Genomic DNA, 13,160 nt, shown 5'->3' on the forward strand with positions numbered 1-13,160 from the left:
GGGGCCGCGTTCTATAAGGAGAATACTTTCATGCGTATCGGACTTGTCGGTTACGGCCATGGCGGCCGGTTTTTCCATGCGCCGCTGATCAGCAGTTTGCCGGCGGCGACCTTCGTGGGCGTGGTCACCCGATCCGCCGAGCGCCGGCAATGGCTGGCCACGGAACACCCCGGCGTGCCGGCCTTCGACAGCATCGGCCAACTGGTCGAAGCGGGGGTCGATGTGCTGGTGGTGTCCACGCCGCTCAAAGGACGCCCGGCGCTGGTGCTCGACGCCATCGAACACGGGGTGGCGGTGGTCAGCGACAAACCGTTCGCCGCCGACACGCAACAGGCGCAAACCCTGATCACCATGGCCGAGCGTCAGGGGGTGCAACTGAGCGTCTACCAGAACCGGCGCTGGGACTCGGACTTTCTCACCGTGCGCAAACTCATCGAGTCCGGTGCGCTGGGGCAGGTCACCCGTTTCGAATCGCGGATCGAGCGCTACTCGCCACAGTCGGTGAACAACGGCAGCGGCGGTGGTTTTCTGCGCGATCTGGGCAGCCATCTGGTGGATCAGGCGCTGCTGTTGTTCGGTCCCGTCGCCCGGGTTTATGCCGAACTGGATTACCTCGAAAAAGATCAGCCCTTCGACAACGGCTTCTTTATGTCCCTGACCCATGCCAATGGGGTGATCTCGCACCTGGGTGGCAGTTGTCTGCAAAGCACTCCTGGCCCGCGTTTTCGCGTGACCGGCACCCAGGGCTGCTACAGCGTCGACGGTCTGGACGGGCAAGAGGCGTCGACCCTGGCCGGGCTCACGCCCAAATCCGAGGGCGAGCGCTGGGGCGTCGAAGAGCATCGTCGCTGGGGCTGGTTCGAACAAGGCGAGGTGCGCGAGCGGGTGCCGTCCGAGCGAGGCTGCTGGAACCAGTTCTATTTGCAGCTACAAACCGCGTTACAGAGCGGTGGCCCACTGCCGGTCGAGGCCCGTGATGCACTGGCGACCACCCGCGTGCTAGACGCTGCGCGGCTCAGTTTCGAGGGGCATCAAGTGGTGGCGTTGAGCCCGTTCGAGAGCCATGGAATAAAATCAGAATAAAATTCTAAAATGAGTTGATATAGAAATTATTTTCCAATAAAGTCGTTTCCAGGTTGCCGACTATCAACGTCCGATCACGCTCAAGCAGGCCTTGAACGAGTGAAGGACGCACCAAAAACAAGAAACAAAAGCCAGGTAGCGTCGATGAAAACCTTCAACTCTGCTCTGCATGCTTTACGTTCCGCGCTGCACCTCTCTCGCGACCTGCCTCGCGTCTCGTTTCATTCCATCTCTCGCTTGCTTTGCGTCGAACGCAAGGGCGCCCTGGTCTGCTGTATTCCGGGTGCACCGATTGTCCGCTTGCCCACTTACTGAAATCGTCACGCCTTATCCATAAAACCAACAAGAATGTGGAGAAAGACCTTTCATGAAGACCAAGATCCGTTTCGCCTCACTGGCCTTGTCCCTGATGCTCGCCAGCGGCGCCGCCCTCGCTGACATGAAGATCGGCGTCAGCATGGCGCAGTTCGATGACACCTGGCTGACCTACCTGCGCGAGTCCATGGACACAAAAGCCAAGTCCTATCCCGATGGCGTCAAGCTGCAGTTCGAAGACGCCCGCAGCGACGTGGTCAGGCAGTTGAGCCAGGTAGAAAGCTTCATCAGCCAGAAGGTCGACGCCATTGTGGTCAACCCGGTGGATACCGCCGCCACCAAAAAAATCACTGAAGCAGCGGTCAAGGCCGGCATTCCGCTGGTGTACGTCAATCGTCGTCCCGATGACCTGAACCTGCCCAAAGGCGTGGTCACTGTCGCCTCCAACGATCTGGAGGCCGGCCAGATGCAGATGCAGTACCTGGCCGACAAGATGGGCGGCAAGGGCGACATCGTGATTCTGCTGGGTGATTTGGCCAACAACTCCACCACTAACCGCACCAAGGGCGTAAAGGAGGTGCTGGCCAAGTACCCGAACATCAAGATCGAGCAAGAGCAGAGCGGCATCTGGTCGCGAGACAAGGGCATGACCCTGGTCAACGACTGGCTGACCCAGGGCCGCAAGTTCGACGCGGTCGTCTCCAACAACGACGAGATGGCGATTGGCGCGGCCATGGCCTTGCAACAGGCGGGTGTCGCCAAAGGTAGCGTGCTGATCGCCGGTGTCGACGGTACGCCCGACGGTTTGAACGCGGTGAAGAAGGGCTCTCTGGTGGTTTCGGTGTTCCAGGACGCCAAGGGTCAGGCCGATGGTTCGGTCGACACGGCGGTGAAAATGGCCAAAAACGAACCGGTCGAGCAAGCCGTGTGGGTGCCGTATCGCTTGATCACCCTGCAAAACGTTGACCAGTTCAAATAATCCGTCCGTTCGATAACAACAATAAACACGCAAGGTGGCGATCGCGACCTTGCTGATGGAGTACCTGATCATGTTCGCTTCAGCGACTGCTTCGAGCACCCCGTTGGTGGGTATCCAGCCAACCGCGACACCGGTCGATGAACCGTACCTGCTGGAGATCATCAACGTCAGCAAGGGGTTTCCCGGTGTGGTGGCCTTGTCCGATGTGCAGCTTCGGGTCCGCCCCGGTTCCGTGCTGGCCCTGATGGGTGAGAACGGCGCCGGCAAATCCACCCTGATGAAAATCATTGCCGGCATCTACCAGCCGGACGCCGGCGAGTTGCGTCTGCGGGGCAAACCGGTGGTCTTCGAAACACCACTGGCGGCGCTTCAGGCCGGGATCGCGATGATCCACCAGGAACTCAACCTGATGCCGCACATGAGCATCGCCGAGAACATCTGGATCGGCCGCGAACAACTCAACGGCCTGCACATGATCGATCACCGCGAAATGCACCGTTGCACCGCCAAGCTGCTGGCGCGTCTGCGGATCAACCTCGACCCGGAAGAGCAGGTGGGCAACTTGAGCATCGCCGAGCGGCAGATGGTCGAGATCGCCAAGGCGGTGTCCTACGACTCCGACATCCTGATCATGGACGAACCGACCTCGGCCATCACCGACAAGGAAGTCGCCCATCTGTTCTCGATCATTGCCGACCTCAAGAGCCAGGGCAAAGGCATCATCTACATCACTCACAAAATGAACGAAGTGTTCAGCATTGCCGATGAAGTGGCGGTGTTCCGTGACGGCGCCTACATCGGCCTGCAACGGGCCGACAGCATGGACGGCGACAGCCTGATTTCGATGATGGTCGGCCGCGAATTGAGCCAGTTGTTCCCGGTGCGGGAGAAGCCGATCGGCGATCTGCTGCTGTCGGTGCGCGACCTCAAGCTGGACGGCATTTTCAAAGACGTCTCCTTCGACCTGCATGCCGGGGAGATCCTTGGCATCGCCGGGTTGATGGGCTCGGGGCGGACCAATGTCGCCGAGGCGATTTTCGGCATCACCCCAAGCGACGGTGGCGAAATCCGGCTCGACGGTGAGGTGGTGCGCATCAGCGATCCGCACATGGCGATCGAGAAGGGCTTCGCGCTGTTGACCGAAGATCGCAAGCTCAGCGGCCTGTTCCCGTGCCTGTCGGTGCTCGAGAACATGGAAATGGCGGTGTTGCCCCATTACGTCGGCAACGGCTTCATCCAGCAGAAAGCCTTGCGCGCCTTGTGTGAAGACATGTGCAAGAAGCTGCGGGTGAAAACCCCGTCGCTGGAGCAATGCATCGACACGCTGTCCGGCGGTAATCAGCAGAAGGCCTTGCTGGCGCGCTGGCTGATGACCAATCCGCGCATCCTGATTCTCGACGAGCCGACCCGGGGCATCGATGTCGGCGCCAAGGCCGAGATCTACCGGCTTATCTCCTACCTCGCCAGCGAAGGCATGGCGGTGATCATGATTTCCTCGGAACTGCCGGAAGTGCTGGGCATGAGCGACCGGGTCATGGTCATGCACGAGGGCGACCTGATGGGCACCCTCGACCGCAGCGAAGCGACCCAGGAACGGGTGATGCAACTGGCCTCGGGTATGTCCGCGGTTCACTAATGAGAAGATGAACACAGTCCAAGGGTGAAAGGGGATTGTGTGGCGAGGGAGCTTGCTCCCGCTGGGTTGCGAAGCGGCCCTAAAAGAATGGGACTGCTGCGCAGTCCAACGGGAGCAAGCTCCCTCGCCACAAGCAAGCTCCCTTGCCACACGGATTTCATTTGAAGGATGAGTGGTTATGAACGCGATACTGGAAAACAAGCCAGCAGTGGCACCGGTCAAGAGTCGCCGGCGCTTTCCGACCGAGTTGAGTATCTTCCTGGTACTGATCGGCATCGGCCTGGTCTTCGAAATGTTCGGCTGGATCGTGCGGGACCAGAGCTTCCTGATGAACTCCCAGCGTCTGGTGCTGATGATCCTGCAAGTGTCGATCATCGGCCTGTTGGCGATCGGGGTGACCCAGGTCATCATCACCACCGGCATCGACCTGTCCTCCGGTTCGGTGCTGGCGCTGTCGGCGATGATTGCCGCCAGCCTGGCCCAGACCTCGGACTTTGCCCGGGCGGTGTTTCCGTCCCTGACGGACTTGCCGGTGTGGATTCCGGTGATCGCAGGGCTTGGGGTGGGATTGCTGGCGGGGGCGATCAACGGCAGCATCATTGCAATCACCGGGATTCCGCCGTTCATTGCCACCCTCGGCATGATGGTCTCGGCTCGTGGCCTGGCGCGCTACTACACCGAAGGTCAGCCGGTGAGCATGCTCTCGGATTCCTACACGGCCATCGGACACGGCGCGATGCCGGTGATCATTTTTCTGGTGGTGGCGGTGATCTTTCACATCGCCCTGCGCTACACCAAGTACGGCAAGTACACCTACGCCATCGGCGGCAACATGCAGGCGGCACGCACCTCCGGGATCAACGTCAAGCGGCATCTGGTGATCGTCTACAGCATCGCCGGGTTGCTTGCAGGCCTGGCCGGGGTGGTGGCGTCGGCGCGGGCCGCGACCGGGCAGGCCGGGATGGGCATGTCTTATGAACTGGACGCGATTGCCGCGGCGGTCATCGGTGGCACCAGCCTGGCCGGTGGCGTAGGGCGCATCACTGGCACCGTGATCGGCGCGTTGATCCTCGGGGTCATGGCCAGCGGCTTTACCTTTGTCGGTGTTGACGCTTATATTCAAGACATCATCAAGGGGCTGATCATTGTGGTGGCGGTGGTCATCGACCAGTACCGCAACAAGCGCAAACTCAAGCGCTGAAGCCGGACGAAAGACGAAAATGCGCCACGCCTGACCCGCGTGGCGTAGCCGTTTGTCTTCTATATACAGCTGCTCGACTGAATTTCTTGATATAAACGCACTCCGATAAGCACCTCAAAGCCTGCCATAGAGCACTTTCAGGACCTTGTCGGACAGATTTGCTGTCTTTTCAGTTGCTGAGGCCTCGAGTCGGCCTTAGACTGCCGCCCCTCGTAAATTGAGTGCCGGGTGGCGCTTGGAATAAACGGCGCCGTTCCAATGACAGCCACAGGCTCAACGGAACGCTCCCTAATTCGCCTTAATGCACGTTTTTTTATAGAGATATCAATGACAAAGGACAAGTTGCTGGCCATGCCGGCGGATGACTACATGAATGCCGAGCAACATGCTTTTTTCTCTGAGCTGTTGCAGAACATGAAAGTCGAAACCCATGAGCGCATCGAACAGAATCGCATCGCCATCGAGAGCCTGGACACCCCGGCCGATCCGGCTGACGCGGCTTCCGTCGAAGAAGAGCGCACCTGGCTGGTGAACGCGATCGATCGCGACCAGCGCATGCTGCCTCAGTTGGAACAGGCCCTGGAACGCATCAAGGAAGACAGCTTCGGCTGGTGCGATGACAGCGGCGAGGCCATCGGCTTGAAACGCCTGCTGATCAGCCCGACCACCAAGTACTGCATCGAAGCTCAAGAGCGTCACGAGCAGATCGACAAGCACCAGCGTCAGGCCTGATTCAGTAGCGCCCCCATCGCGGGCAAGCCCGCTCCCACAAGTTCAACACGGACCTTGTGGGAGCGGGCTTGCCCGCGATGCTTTTCGACGTCTGCGAAAAAGCCGACGCACTTCTATTGATCTGCTGCACCCCCTACTACTAACGGACCATAGATAATGGCCTTGTAGTGGCGTTTAATGCGGATACAACAATTAGAAGATGCCTGGGGTGACAATCGATGACGCGAGACGGGTCTCTGGCTGGGGCAGTGCCTGCAGCCGTACTTTTGCCGAAAAACCTGTGGCTCACGCCGACCTTGCAAAGCATCGCCCTGACGCTGTTGCTATGCGGCATGGCATTGGCGGGCTGGTCGCTTTACCTTGGCCTGCCATTGGCCGTGCTGATTATCTGGCTGCCGCGCCTGCGCTCGCGCACCCTCCCTGCGGCAGCCCCCGCAGACAGCACCAGCGCCATCACCGGGTTGACTCGCGATCTTTCCTATACCACCAGTCATAACGCTTTGTCGGCTGCCAGCGTGGCCTTTTCGGTCAAGCAACTGGCCGACAAACTGCAATCGCAACTCGGCGCCGCGGCGCAGATTGTCAGCAACGCCGAAGTGATGATCGCCACCGAACACGCGACATCGAAACTTAGCCGGGAAGCCTTGAGCGCGGCCAGCGAAGCCCATCAGAGCAGCGCGGCAGGGCGCACGGAACTGGTCGAGTCCATTGCGCGCATGCATCAACTCAGTCAGCGCGCCAGTAGCAGCCGTGAGCTGATCGAAGCCCTGAGCCTGCGCAGTGACGATATCCAGCGGGTCACGCTGGTGATCCAGTCCATCGCCAGCCAGACCAATCTGTTGGCGCTGAACGCGGCCATCGAAGCGGCGCGGGCCGGGGAGCACGGTCGCGGCTTTGCCGTAGTGGCCGATGAGGTTCGCGGGTTGGCCGCGCGCACGGCGACGGCAACCGGCGAAGTCGGGGAGATGGTCGCCGATATTCAACAACGCACGGCGCAAGTGGTGGAGCAGATCCGTCAACTGGCCAGCGATCTGAATACCGGCGTCGCGCAGGTCGAGCACACGGGGCAGCACCTGGAAAACATCGCGCGTCTGACCGACGGCGTCGAAAGGCAGGTCGGGGAAATCGCCCAAGGCGCGGACACCAACCGAGAACAGCTCGACAGTCTGTTCCACGCCATCGAGCAGATGCGCAGCGATCTGGCGATCAGCGACCAGCAAACCCAGCGTCTGGCCTTGGCGGCGGTGCAGATGGAGGGGCAGGCTGAAACCATCAGCGAACGCCTCGCCGAAGTTGGACTGGATGATTACCATCAGCGGATTTACGACTTGGCCCGCGAAGGGGCGAGCCAGATTGCGGCGCGTTTCGAAGCGGATATCGACCAGGGCCGGATCAGCCTCGATGATCTGTTTGATCGCAATTACCAGGTGATCCCCAACACCAGCCCGGCCAAATACCAGACCCGCTTCGACCGCTACACCGATCAGGTATTGCCGGCGATTCAGGAACCGTTGTTGCCGCGTCATGAAGGCTTGGTGTTTGCCATCGCCTGCACACAGCAGGGTTATGTGCCGACCCATAACACCGTGTTCAGCCAGCCGCTGACCGGTGATGTGCAGGTCGATACCCTGCAAAACCGCACCAAGCGCAAGTTTGCCGACCGCACCGGGGTTCGCTGTGGCAGCCATCAGCAGGCCGTGCTGTTGCAGACCTACACCCGCGACACCGGTGAACTGATGCACGATCTCTCGGTGCCGATCATGCTCAAGGGCCGGCATTGGGGTGGTTTGCGCCTGGGTTACAAACCGGAACGTCCTCGCTGAACCCGTGGCTAGTGGATCTGGTGCATGCGCAGGTTCAGGTCGTCGACCACGTGCGCCCAATCGGCGTCTTCACGCAGTTGTTCCTTGAGGAAGCCGGCTTGTTGCGGGGTCCAGAACTCGGCATCGATGAGTTTCTTGTCATCGGGCATGGGTGAATGACTTGCAATGAAATCGTCGATGGCCTTTTCGCTGGAGTCCAGACCGAGCTGGTCGAACAAGCCTTTCAAGTCATGTGTGGGTGAATCCATCTTCATCTCCTTGCAGATAATCAGTCGCCTCGGGTGCGAGATCCGAGGTGCGGCTTCATTGCATCTGAGGGAGCCGCACGCCAAGTGTTCGATAGGGTTTTAGCAGTTTTCTGCGGATTCGCCACCAATGATGGCAATGAGCTATTGCTTGTCGTTGTTTCAGCGATTACGATGCCGTCGAATTTTTGGCGTCATCAAGCCGCCACTCAAAGAGTCCGCACATGGATGTTGTCGTCTCGGGTTTAGCGCCTTGCGCTGCTGATTTGCCCATCCCTTGCGTGATTTCTTTCGAGTCGACCCACCCCCGATCCCGCAGAAAAGGATGTAAGCAGTGAAGCGTCTTGTTTATCTGATGGTCATCGCACTTGGCCTGTCGTTGACTGGCTGTGTGTCTTTCACGCCGCTGGGGCCCATTGGCGAACCCTTGAACCCTGCGCCGTCCACCCTCGATCGCAATGCCGAGATCAGCGACGTGGTGATTTCCGCTCCCGACCTGGACGACAAGGTGCGTGTCGCCGGCAGCCGACAACTGACCGAGCAGGTCAGCGCCTATGTCGATAAAAGCGACTACTTCAAGCGAATCGTGGTGTTCCCGGCCAAGGCGGGCGAAGACGATGTGGTGCTCAAGTTCAACCTGACCTCACTGGCAGGCAAACGCACCATGCACCCGGCTTACATCCCCGGCGCGCTGGTGACGCTGACTATCTGGATCTGGGTCGACGGGCCGATTTACGTCGACAAATACGACCTCGCCGGCGAACTGATCATCGAAGACCGTCAGGGCAAGCAACTGGCCAGGTCGGTCGAGCAGGTCCAGCTCGACAAGAATGTCGGTATGTGGAACGCCGACTACCTCAATCCACGCCTGGGCGGTGCCCAGTTGCGCGACCTGATCGCTCAACTACTGGCCAGTGCCACCCCTCAATTGCGTACACCGTCAAAGGAACTGGCTGCTCATGAGTAAATATCTTCTGGTTTTGCTGCTCTTGGTCAGCAGCACCCTGACCGGCTGCATTTCCTATTCCCAACATGAATTGGCGCCGGTGGACCAGTGGCCGCCAGCGCAGGCCCGGCAGGACAAGCCCAGTGCTTATCTGCACGTGACCACCCAGCAGCAGTTCAACGGCGAACTGTCGGGTGGTGTCGGCAATGCGGCGCTGGTGGAACAGAATATGCTGGAAACCTTCAAGGCGTCCGGGCAGTTCAAGAACGTGACCACGGACAAGGTCGACTCGAACCTGTACGTGACGAGTACGTTGACCAATAACGAGCAGGGAAATATCGCGAGCGCCTGGCTGACAGGCTTCACGTTCTTCGTGATCCCGACAACGTTCAGCAACACCTTCACGCTGGAAACGGTGTTCAAGGATCGGGAAGGCAACCTGCTGGGCAAAATCGTCAAACAGGAAAGCACGCGTACCTGGATGCAGATTTTGCTGATTGTCGGCTTGCCGTTCAATGAGCGTGGGGACGCGGTGCTCAAACACCTGACCCAAAGCACGCTGGATGAAGCGGTCAAGCGCAAGCTGATCTGACCGGTTGTCGAGATTAAGGCGTGCTATCTGCACAAGGCTGGCACGCCGCAGACATTCTCAGGCTTGACCTGCTGCGTTATCCACTCCCATCTCAGGCGTTCAACGCCCCCTCATCGACGGCAAGCTTCAGGGCTTTCGCGGCATCCTGGGCGGCAATGGCCGCGACATCCGCGGTCTTGAACCAGCGATCCTTCTCGACCTGGTGATACGTCAAAGTGGTCAACGGTGGTTTGGTGCGCATGATAATGACTGCCTGGAATTCGCCGTCGACCTCTCTGGCTTCGCCCCGGATAAAAAATTCACCGATATCAAATTCCGTCACGTAGCAGTCTTCCCTTGGAAATATTCTGTTGTGTTGAACGCCGTCCGCCCTGGGGACGGGTTTCATTGGTCGGGCAGTATGGCAGTAGTTGCCTGCCGGCGGCTGAGTTAAGTCACCGGCGTGACGAAACGTCTATAGAAATGCGGGCTGCAAGGCGCGTCAGCTGTATGACTCGAGTGAACGGGCAAGGGCGCAGGCATCATTATGGTTGCCGCGGAAACCTCTGACACGGCCGGTGGATATTTCCCTGATGTGAAAAAAGGCGTTGCCGGCCAGTACCACCTGAAAACGCGGGAACAGACACTCTTCAGGAAGGAAATCCTGTTGCCGGAGCACCCTCGAATGCAGAGGTGACGAGTCGTTTTTGTTCCGTGCCTGAGGCAGGACGAAGTGAGTCAGTGTGCACATATGAAGTCCTTTTCGTGGTTTTACCGACGTGTGTACGTTGTTTTGGGTAGTCTCGGTGAGCGTCGCTGCTCTAGAATTGCCGTCACTGGTTGGCGATTGATGCCCATCTAAAGCAATTTTTTACTGGCGATATGTCGGAAAAGTGCTTCTTTTAAAGAGATTTTTCCCTAAAGTTGGTAGTCCGGTTTTCTCTGGCCGTCAGAAAGGCGTTTTCCTTCAACCTCTGACGACTGCCAGGCAAGACGACGTGAGGGATGTTCCAGTAATCTTCTCAAACCTCGCGATGAATGGGCCCTCTGCTCATTCCAGGATTCGACCCGGGTCATTTGGCTACACCTCGGCATTGCCGCTTTTTTCTGCTGTGCGCGTTTCCTGCGTACGGCATCATTTCAGATGTGGGGATGTTTCCTTGGCAGTAAGTAATCTCGATATGCATGCTTTGTTCGTACTGGGTGATTTGCGCGCAAAGCTGGTTAAGCAGTTTCAGTCACGTTTCGTCTACATCACCGAACAGAACGCTGAAGGCATTTACATTGCCGAGATCGACACCGAATCAGCGCTGGTGGTGGATGACAAGCCTGGGCTTAAACTCAAGGTCGGCGATCATTTCAGCGCCTCGGTGTTGCCCAGTCGCGAAGGTGGCAAACTGGACATCAAGTTCCGCGAAATCAAACTCACGGTGTACGGACTGGGGGATTACGCGTTCGTGACCACCGCAGACGGCCATGGCATTGTGTTCAAGGAAGGTCATAGCGTGGTGATGGTGTTCGCGGCCCACCAACAGTTGCAGGAAGGCCTGACCAAAACCCTGAAGGCCGTGACCGCCAAAGCCGCCAAGTGGCGCAAGGGCGAACTGGTGACCTTCAAGGCCAGCGAGTAATGACCCTGACCCGCGCCGATTTCCACGAACAGAACCAGGCCAGCGCCCGAGCCGAGGCTCAGCGGCTGTTTGACCAGAAGGTTGTTTTGCAGGGAACCTGGCTGAGTTGGGTGGCATCACAGATCTACCTGCTGCGTCCGGCGGCGTACGCCAGCATGGTCAGAAGAGAGCTCGCGCGCTTGCAGGAACCTTCTGAAAAATAATCCTCGCCCCTCGAAAGCAGAAACCTCTACTACAGTCAGTTGACTGAGTATTCAGAGGCTTGCGGTCTTCTTTGTCAGGCCATCCTGCTATTGCTGTGAACAGCGCGAGGTGCAAGAGCATGAAGGGATTTCGACGGTTACTGGCCGCTACCCTGGCCACGTTCGGCGTGTTGGCTTCACCCGTTTCGGTGTTCGCTACCCAGGCGCCGATCCACTTCGCCGACCTGAACTGGGAAAGCGGCAGCCTGATCACCGAGACTTTGCGGATCATCGTCGAGAAGGGCTACGGCTTGCCGACCGACACCTTGCCGGGAACGACCATTACCCTGGAAACCGCACTGGCCAACAATGACATTCAGGTCATTGGCGAAGAGTGGGCGGGCCGCAGTCCGGTCTGGGTCAAGGCTGAGGCCGAGGGCAAAGTCGTGAGCCTGGGCGATACGGTCAAGGGCGCCACCGAGGGCTGGTGGGTGCCGGAGTATGTGATCAAGGGCGACCCGGCCAAGGGCATCAAGCCGCTGGCGCCGGGCCTGCGCAGTGTCAGTGATCTGCCGCGCTACAAGGACGTGTTCAAAGACCCGGAAACCCCGAGCAAGGGGCGCTTCCTCAACAGCCCGATCGGCTGGACCTCGGAAGTGGTCAACAAGCAGAAGCTCAAGGCGTATGGGCTGGACGACAGCTACGTGAACTTTCGCAGTGGTTCGGGGGCAGCGCTGGATGCGGAGATCAGTTCGTCGATTCGTCGCGGCAAGCCGGTCCTGTTCTATTACTGGTCTCCGACGCCGTTGCTCGGCCGCTTCAAATTGATTCAGCTGCAAGAGCCGCCGTTCGACGCCGAAGCCTGGAAAACCCTGACCGAAGCCGATAACCCCAACCCGAAACCGACTCGCTCGCTGCCCTCGAAGCTGTCCATCGGCGTGTCCGCGCCTTTTCAGAAACAGTACCCGCAGATAGTCGAGTTCTTCAGCAAGGTCGATTTGCCGATCGAGGCGTTGAACAAGGCCCTAGCGGACATGAGCGAAAAACACACCCCGCCACGCCAGGCGGCGCAGGCGTTCATGAAGGCGTACCCGCAGGTGTGGCAAGCCTGGGTGCCCAAGGAAGTGGCGGACAAAGTCTCTGCCGAGTTGAAATGAACCGATTTATGTACACGCGGGAATTCCCGGATGTACATAAAGCCCGTAGGAGCGCGCGTGCAGCCGAGCTACCGTCGATAACGAATGCCCTTACAAAAACACCCAATGAAGTTCATCCTGCTGCAACATTTCACACCGGATGTCTGAATATGAGCCTATTGGTCGCGCAATGGATTGCTGTAATTTTTTTATTCATCAGCCTGGTCCACCTGTATTGGGCCGCAGGTGGCAAGTGGGGCAGCGAGGCAGCGGTGCCACGAGTGCCCGGGGAGGGCGGCGAGGAGTCAAAGCCCGCATTCAAGCCGTCGGGTTTTGCCACGTTGCTGGTGGCGGTGGGTTTGCTGCTGATCGCGATGCTGGTGTGCCTGCGGGTCGGGCTGTACCTGCCCACGGTGCATCACTGGTCGTTGCAATGGGTGATCAGCGCGATCGCCATGCTGATGTTCGCCCGGGCGATCGGCGATTCGAATTTGATGGGGTTCTTCAAGCAGGTCAAGGACTCCAAGTTTGCCCGGCTGGATACTTGGGCCTATTCGCCATTGTGTGTGGTGTTGGGAGCCGGATTGTTGGCAGTGGCCTGGATTTGAGGTTGACCGGGCTATCGCCTTCGCGAGCAAGCCCGCTTGTGTCTTGCGCAGGAGTTAGACTGAGGGTGAGAG

Annotated in this window: 15 protein-coding genes; 12 read left to right on the top strand and 3 right to left on the bottom strand. The window is 58.8% G+C overall.

Going from position 1 to position 13,160, the window contains the following annotated elements; translation table 11 throughout:
* Nucleotides 1-30: 30 nt before the first annotated feature.
* From LOY38_RS11605 to LOY38_RS11630, 6 genes are all read left to right on the top strand, one after another.
* A complete protein-coding gene (locus LOY38_RS11605; RefSeq protein WP_258700126.1) occupies nt 31-1,083 on the top strand; it encodes a Gfo/Idh/MocA family protein in 1,053 nt (350 codons plus the stop codon).
* A gap of 367 nt (nt 1,084-1,450) precedes the next feature.
* Nucleotides 1,451-2,377: a sugar ABC transporter substrate-binding protein gene (locus LOY38_RS11610; protein ID WP_258700127.1), complete on the top strand. Its 927-nt coding sequence runs from the start codon at nt 1,451-1,453 to the stop codon at nt 2,375-2,377.
* A gap of 70 nt (nt 2,378-2,447) precedes the next feature.
* Complete coding sequence (locus LOY38_RS11615; RefSeq protein ID WP_258700128.1) at nt 2,448-4,013, top strand: sugar ABC transporter ATP-binding protein; 1,566 nt, start codon at nt 2,448-2,450, stop codon at nt 4,011-4,013.
* A 178-nt stretch (nt 4,014-4,191) separates the two neighbouring features.
* Nucleotides 4,192-5,214 (top strand): ABC transporter permease, encoded by a 1,023-nt coding sequence (locus tag LOY38_RS11620; protein ID WP_223488829.1) that lies wholly within the window; start codon nt 4,192-4,194, stop codon nt 5,212-5,214.
* A gap of 327 nt (nt 5,215-5,541) precedes the next feature.
* Entirely contained in the window at nt 5,542-5,946 is a 405-nt protein-coding gene (locus tag LOY38_RS11625; RefSeq protein WP_007907888.1) for a TraR/DksA family transcriptional regulator, read from the top strand.
* Between the two features lie 599 nt (nt 5,947-6,545).
* On the top strand, nt 6,546-7,769 hold the full coding sequence (locus tag LOY38_RS11630) for a methyl-accepting chemotaxis protein (RefSeq protein ID WP_408980625.1): 1,224 nt from the start codon (nt 6,546-6,548) through the stop codon (nt 7,767-7,769).
* A gap of 8 nt (nt 7,770-7,777) precedes the next feature.
* Here LOY38_RS11630 and LOY38_RS11635 read toward each other — a convergent pair whose 3' ends face one another.
* Nucleotides 7,778-8,017 carry a DUF2789 domain-containing protein gene (locus tag LOY38_RS11635; protein ID WP_258700130.1) on the bottom strand — a complete coding sequence of 80 codons (240 nt, stop codon included), beginning with the start codon at nt 8,015-8,017 and terminating at the stop codon, nt 7,778-7,780.
* Between the two features lie 331 nt (nt 8,018-8,348).
* Between LOY38_RS11635 and LOY38_RS11640 the strand changes: the two genes are divergently transcribed.
* On the top strand, nt 8,349-8,981 hold the full coding sequence (locus tag LOY38_RS11640) for a hypothetical protein (protein WP_258700131.1): 633 nt from the start codon (nt 8,349-8,351) through the stop codon (nt 8,979-8,981).
* Nucleotides 8,974-9,552: a hypothetical protein gene (locus LOY38_RS11645; protein WP_258700132.1), complete on the top strand. Its 579-nt coding sequence runs from the start codon at nt 8,974-8,976 to the stop codon at nt 9,550-9,552. Before LOY38_RS11640 ends, LOY38_RS11645 begins: the two co-directional genes overlap by 8 nt.
* Nucleotides 9,553-9,643: 91 nt before the next feature.
* On the opposite strand, the gene LOY38_RS11650 is transcribed toward LOY38_RS11645, so the two are convergent.
* Nucleotides 9,644-9,874, bottom strand: a complete 231-nt coding sequence (locus LOY38_RS11650; RefSeq protein WP_258700133.1) for a hypothetical protein — start codon at nt 9,872-9,874, stop codon at nt 9,644-9,646.
* Between the two features lie 159 nt (nt 9,875-10,033).
* The gene (locus LOY38_RS11655; protein WP_258700134.1) at nt 10,034-10,282 is read right to left on the bottom strand and encodes a hypothetical protein; all 249 of its coding nucleotides are present in this window, start codon (nt 10,280-10,282) and stop codon (nt 10,034-10,036) included.
* A gap of 409 nt (nt 10,283-10,691) precedes the next feature.
* On the opposite strand from LOY38_RS11655, the gene LOY38_RS11660 reads away from it, so the two are divergent.
* The 4 genes from LOY38_RS11660 to LOY38_RS11675 all read left to right on the top strand — a co-directional run bounded on the left by LOY38_RS11660 (nt 10,692) and on the right by LOY38_RS11675 (nt 13,088).
* A complete protein-coding gene (locus LOY38_RS11660; protein ID WP_008035847.1) occupies nt 10,692-11,162 on the top strand; it encodes a hypothetical protein in 471 nt (156 codons plus the stop codon).
* Nucleotides 11,162-11,365 carry a hypothetical protein gene (locus LOY38_RS11665; RefSeq protein WP_258700135.1) on the top strand — a complete coding sequence of 68 codons (204 nt, stop codon included), beginning with the start codon at nt 11,162-11,164 and terminating at the stop codon, nt 11,363-11,365. Before LOY38_RS11660 ends, LOY38_RS11665 begins: the two co-directional genes overlap by 1 nt.
* Before the next feature lie 119 nt (nt 11,366-11,484).
* Entirely contained in the window at nt 11,485-12,501 is a 1,017-nt protein-coding gene (locus LOY38_RS11670; protein WP_258700136.1) for an ABC transporter substrate-binding protein, read from the top strand.
* A gap of 149 nt (nt 12,502-12,650) precedes the next feature.
* Nucleotides 12,651-13,088, top strand: coding sequence for a DUF3995 domain-containing protein (locus tag LOY38_RS11675; RefSeq protein WP_258700137.1), 438 nt, complete (start codon nt 12,651-12,653; stop codon nt 13,086-13,088).
* The last annotated feature ends 72 nt before the right edge of the window (nt 13,089-13,160 follow it).

This window comes from Pseudomonas sp. B21-015 (assembly GCF_024749285.1).
GTDB lineage: Bacteria > Pseudomonadota > Gammaproteobacteria > Pseudomonadales > Pseudomonadaceae > Aquipseudomonas.

Coding starts and splice junctions, on each gene's coding strand:
- LOY38_RS11665 (WP_258700135.1), top strand. CDS start 11,162: ATGACCCTGACCCGCGCCGATTTCCACGAACAGAACCAGGCCAGCGCC.
- LOY38_RS11655 (WP_258700134.1), bottom strand. CDS start 10,282: ATGTGCACACTGACTCACTTCGTCCTGCCTCAGGCACGGAACAAAAAC.
- LOY38_RS11615 (WP_258700128.1), top strand. CDS start 2,448: ATGTTCGCTTCAGCGACTGCTTCGAGCACCCCGTTGGTGGGTATCCAG.
- LOY38_RS11605 (WP_258700126.1), top strand. CDS start 31: ATGCGTATCGGACTTGTCGGTTACGGCCATGGCGGCCGGTTTTTCCAT.
- LOY38_RS11645 (WP_258700132.1), top strand. CDS start 8,974: ATGAGTAAATATCTTCTGGTTTTGCTGCTCTTGGTCAGCAGCACCCTG.
- LOY38_RS11630 (WP_408980625.1), top strand. CDS start 6,546: ATGATCGCCACCGAACACGCGACATCGAAACTTAGCCGGGAAGCCTTG.
- LOY38_RS11620 (WP_223488829.1), top strand. CDS start 4,192: ATGAACGCGATACTGGAAAACAAGCCAGCAGTGGCACCGGTCAAGAGT.
- LOY38_RS11670 (WP_258700136.1), top strand. CDS start 11,485: ATGAAGGGATTTCGACGGTTACTGGCCGCTACCCTGGCCACGTTCGGC.
- LOY38_RS11635 (WP_258700130.1), bottom strand. CDS start 8,017: ATGGATTCACCCACACATGACTTGAAAGGCTTGTTCGACCAGCTCGGT.
- LOY38_RS11610 (WP_258700127.1), top strand. CDS start 1,451: ATGAAGACCAAGATCCGTTTCGCCTCACTGGCCTTGTCCCTGATGCTC.
- LOY38_RS11675 (WP_258700137.1), top strand. CDS start 12,651: ATGAGCCTATTGGTCGCGCAATGGATTGCTGTAATTTTTTTATTCATC.
- LOY38_RS11625 (WP_007907888.1), top strand. CDS start 5,542: ATGACAAAGGACAAGTTGCTGGCCATGCCGGCGGATGACTACATGAAT.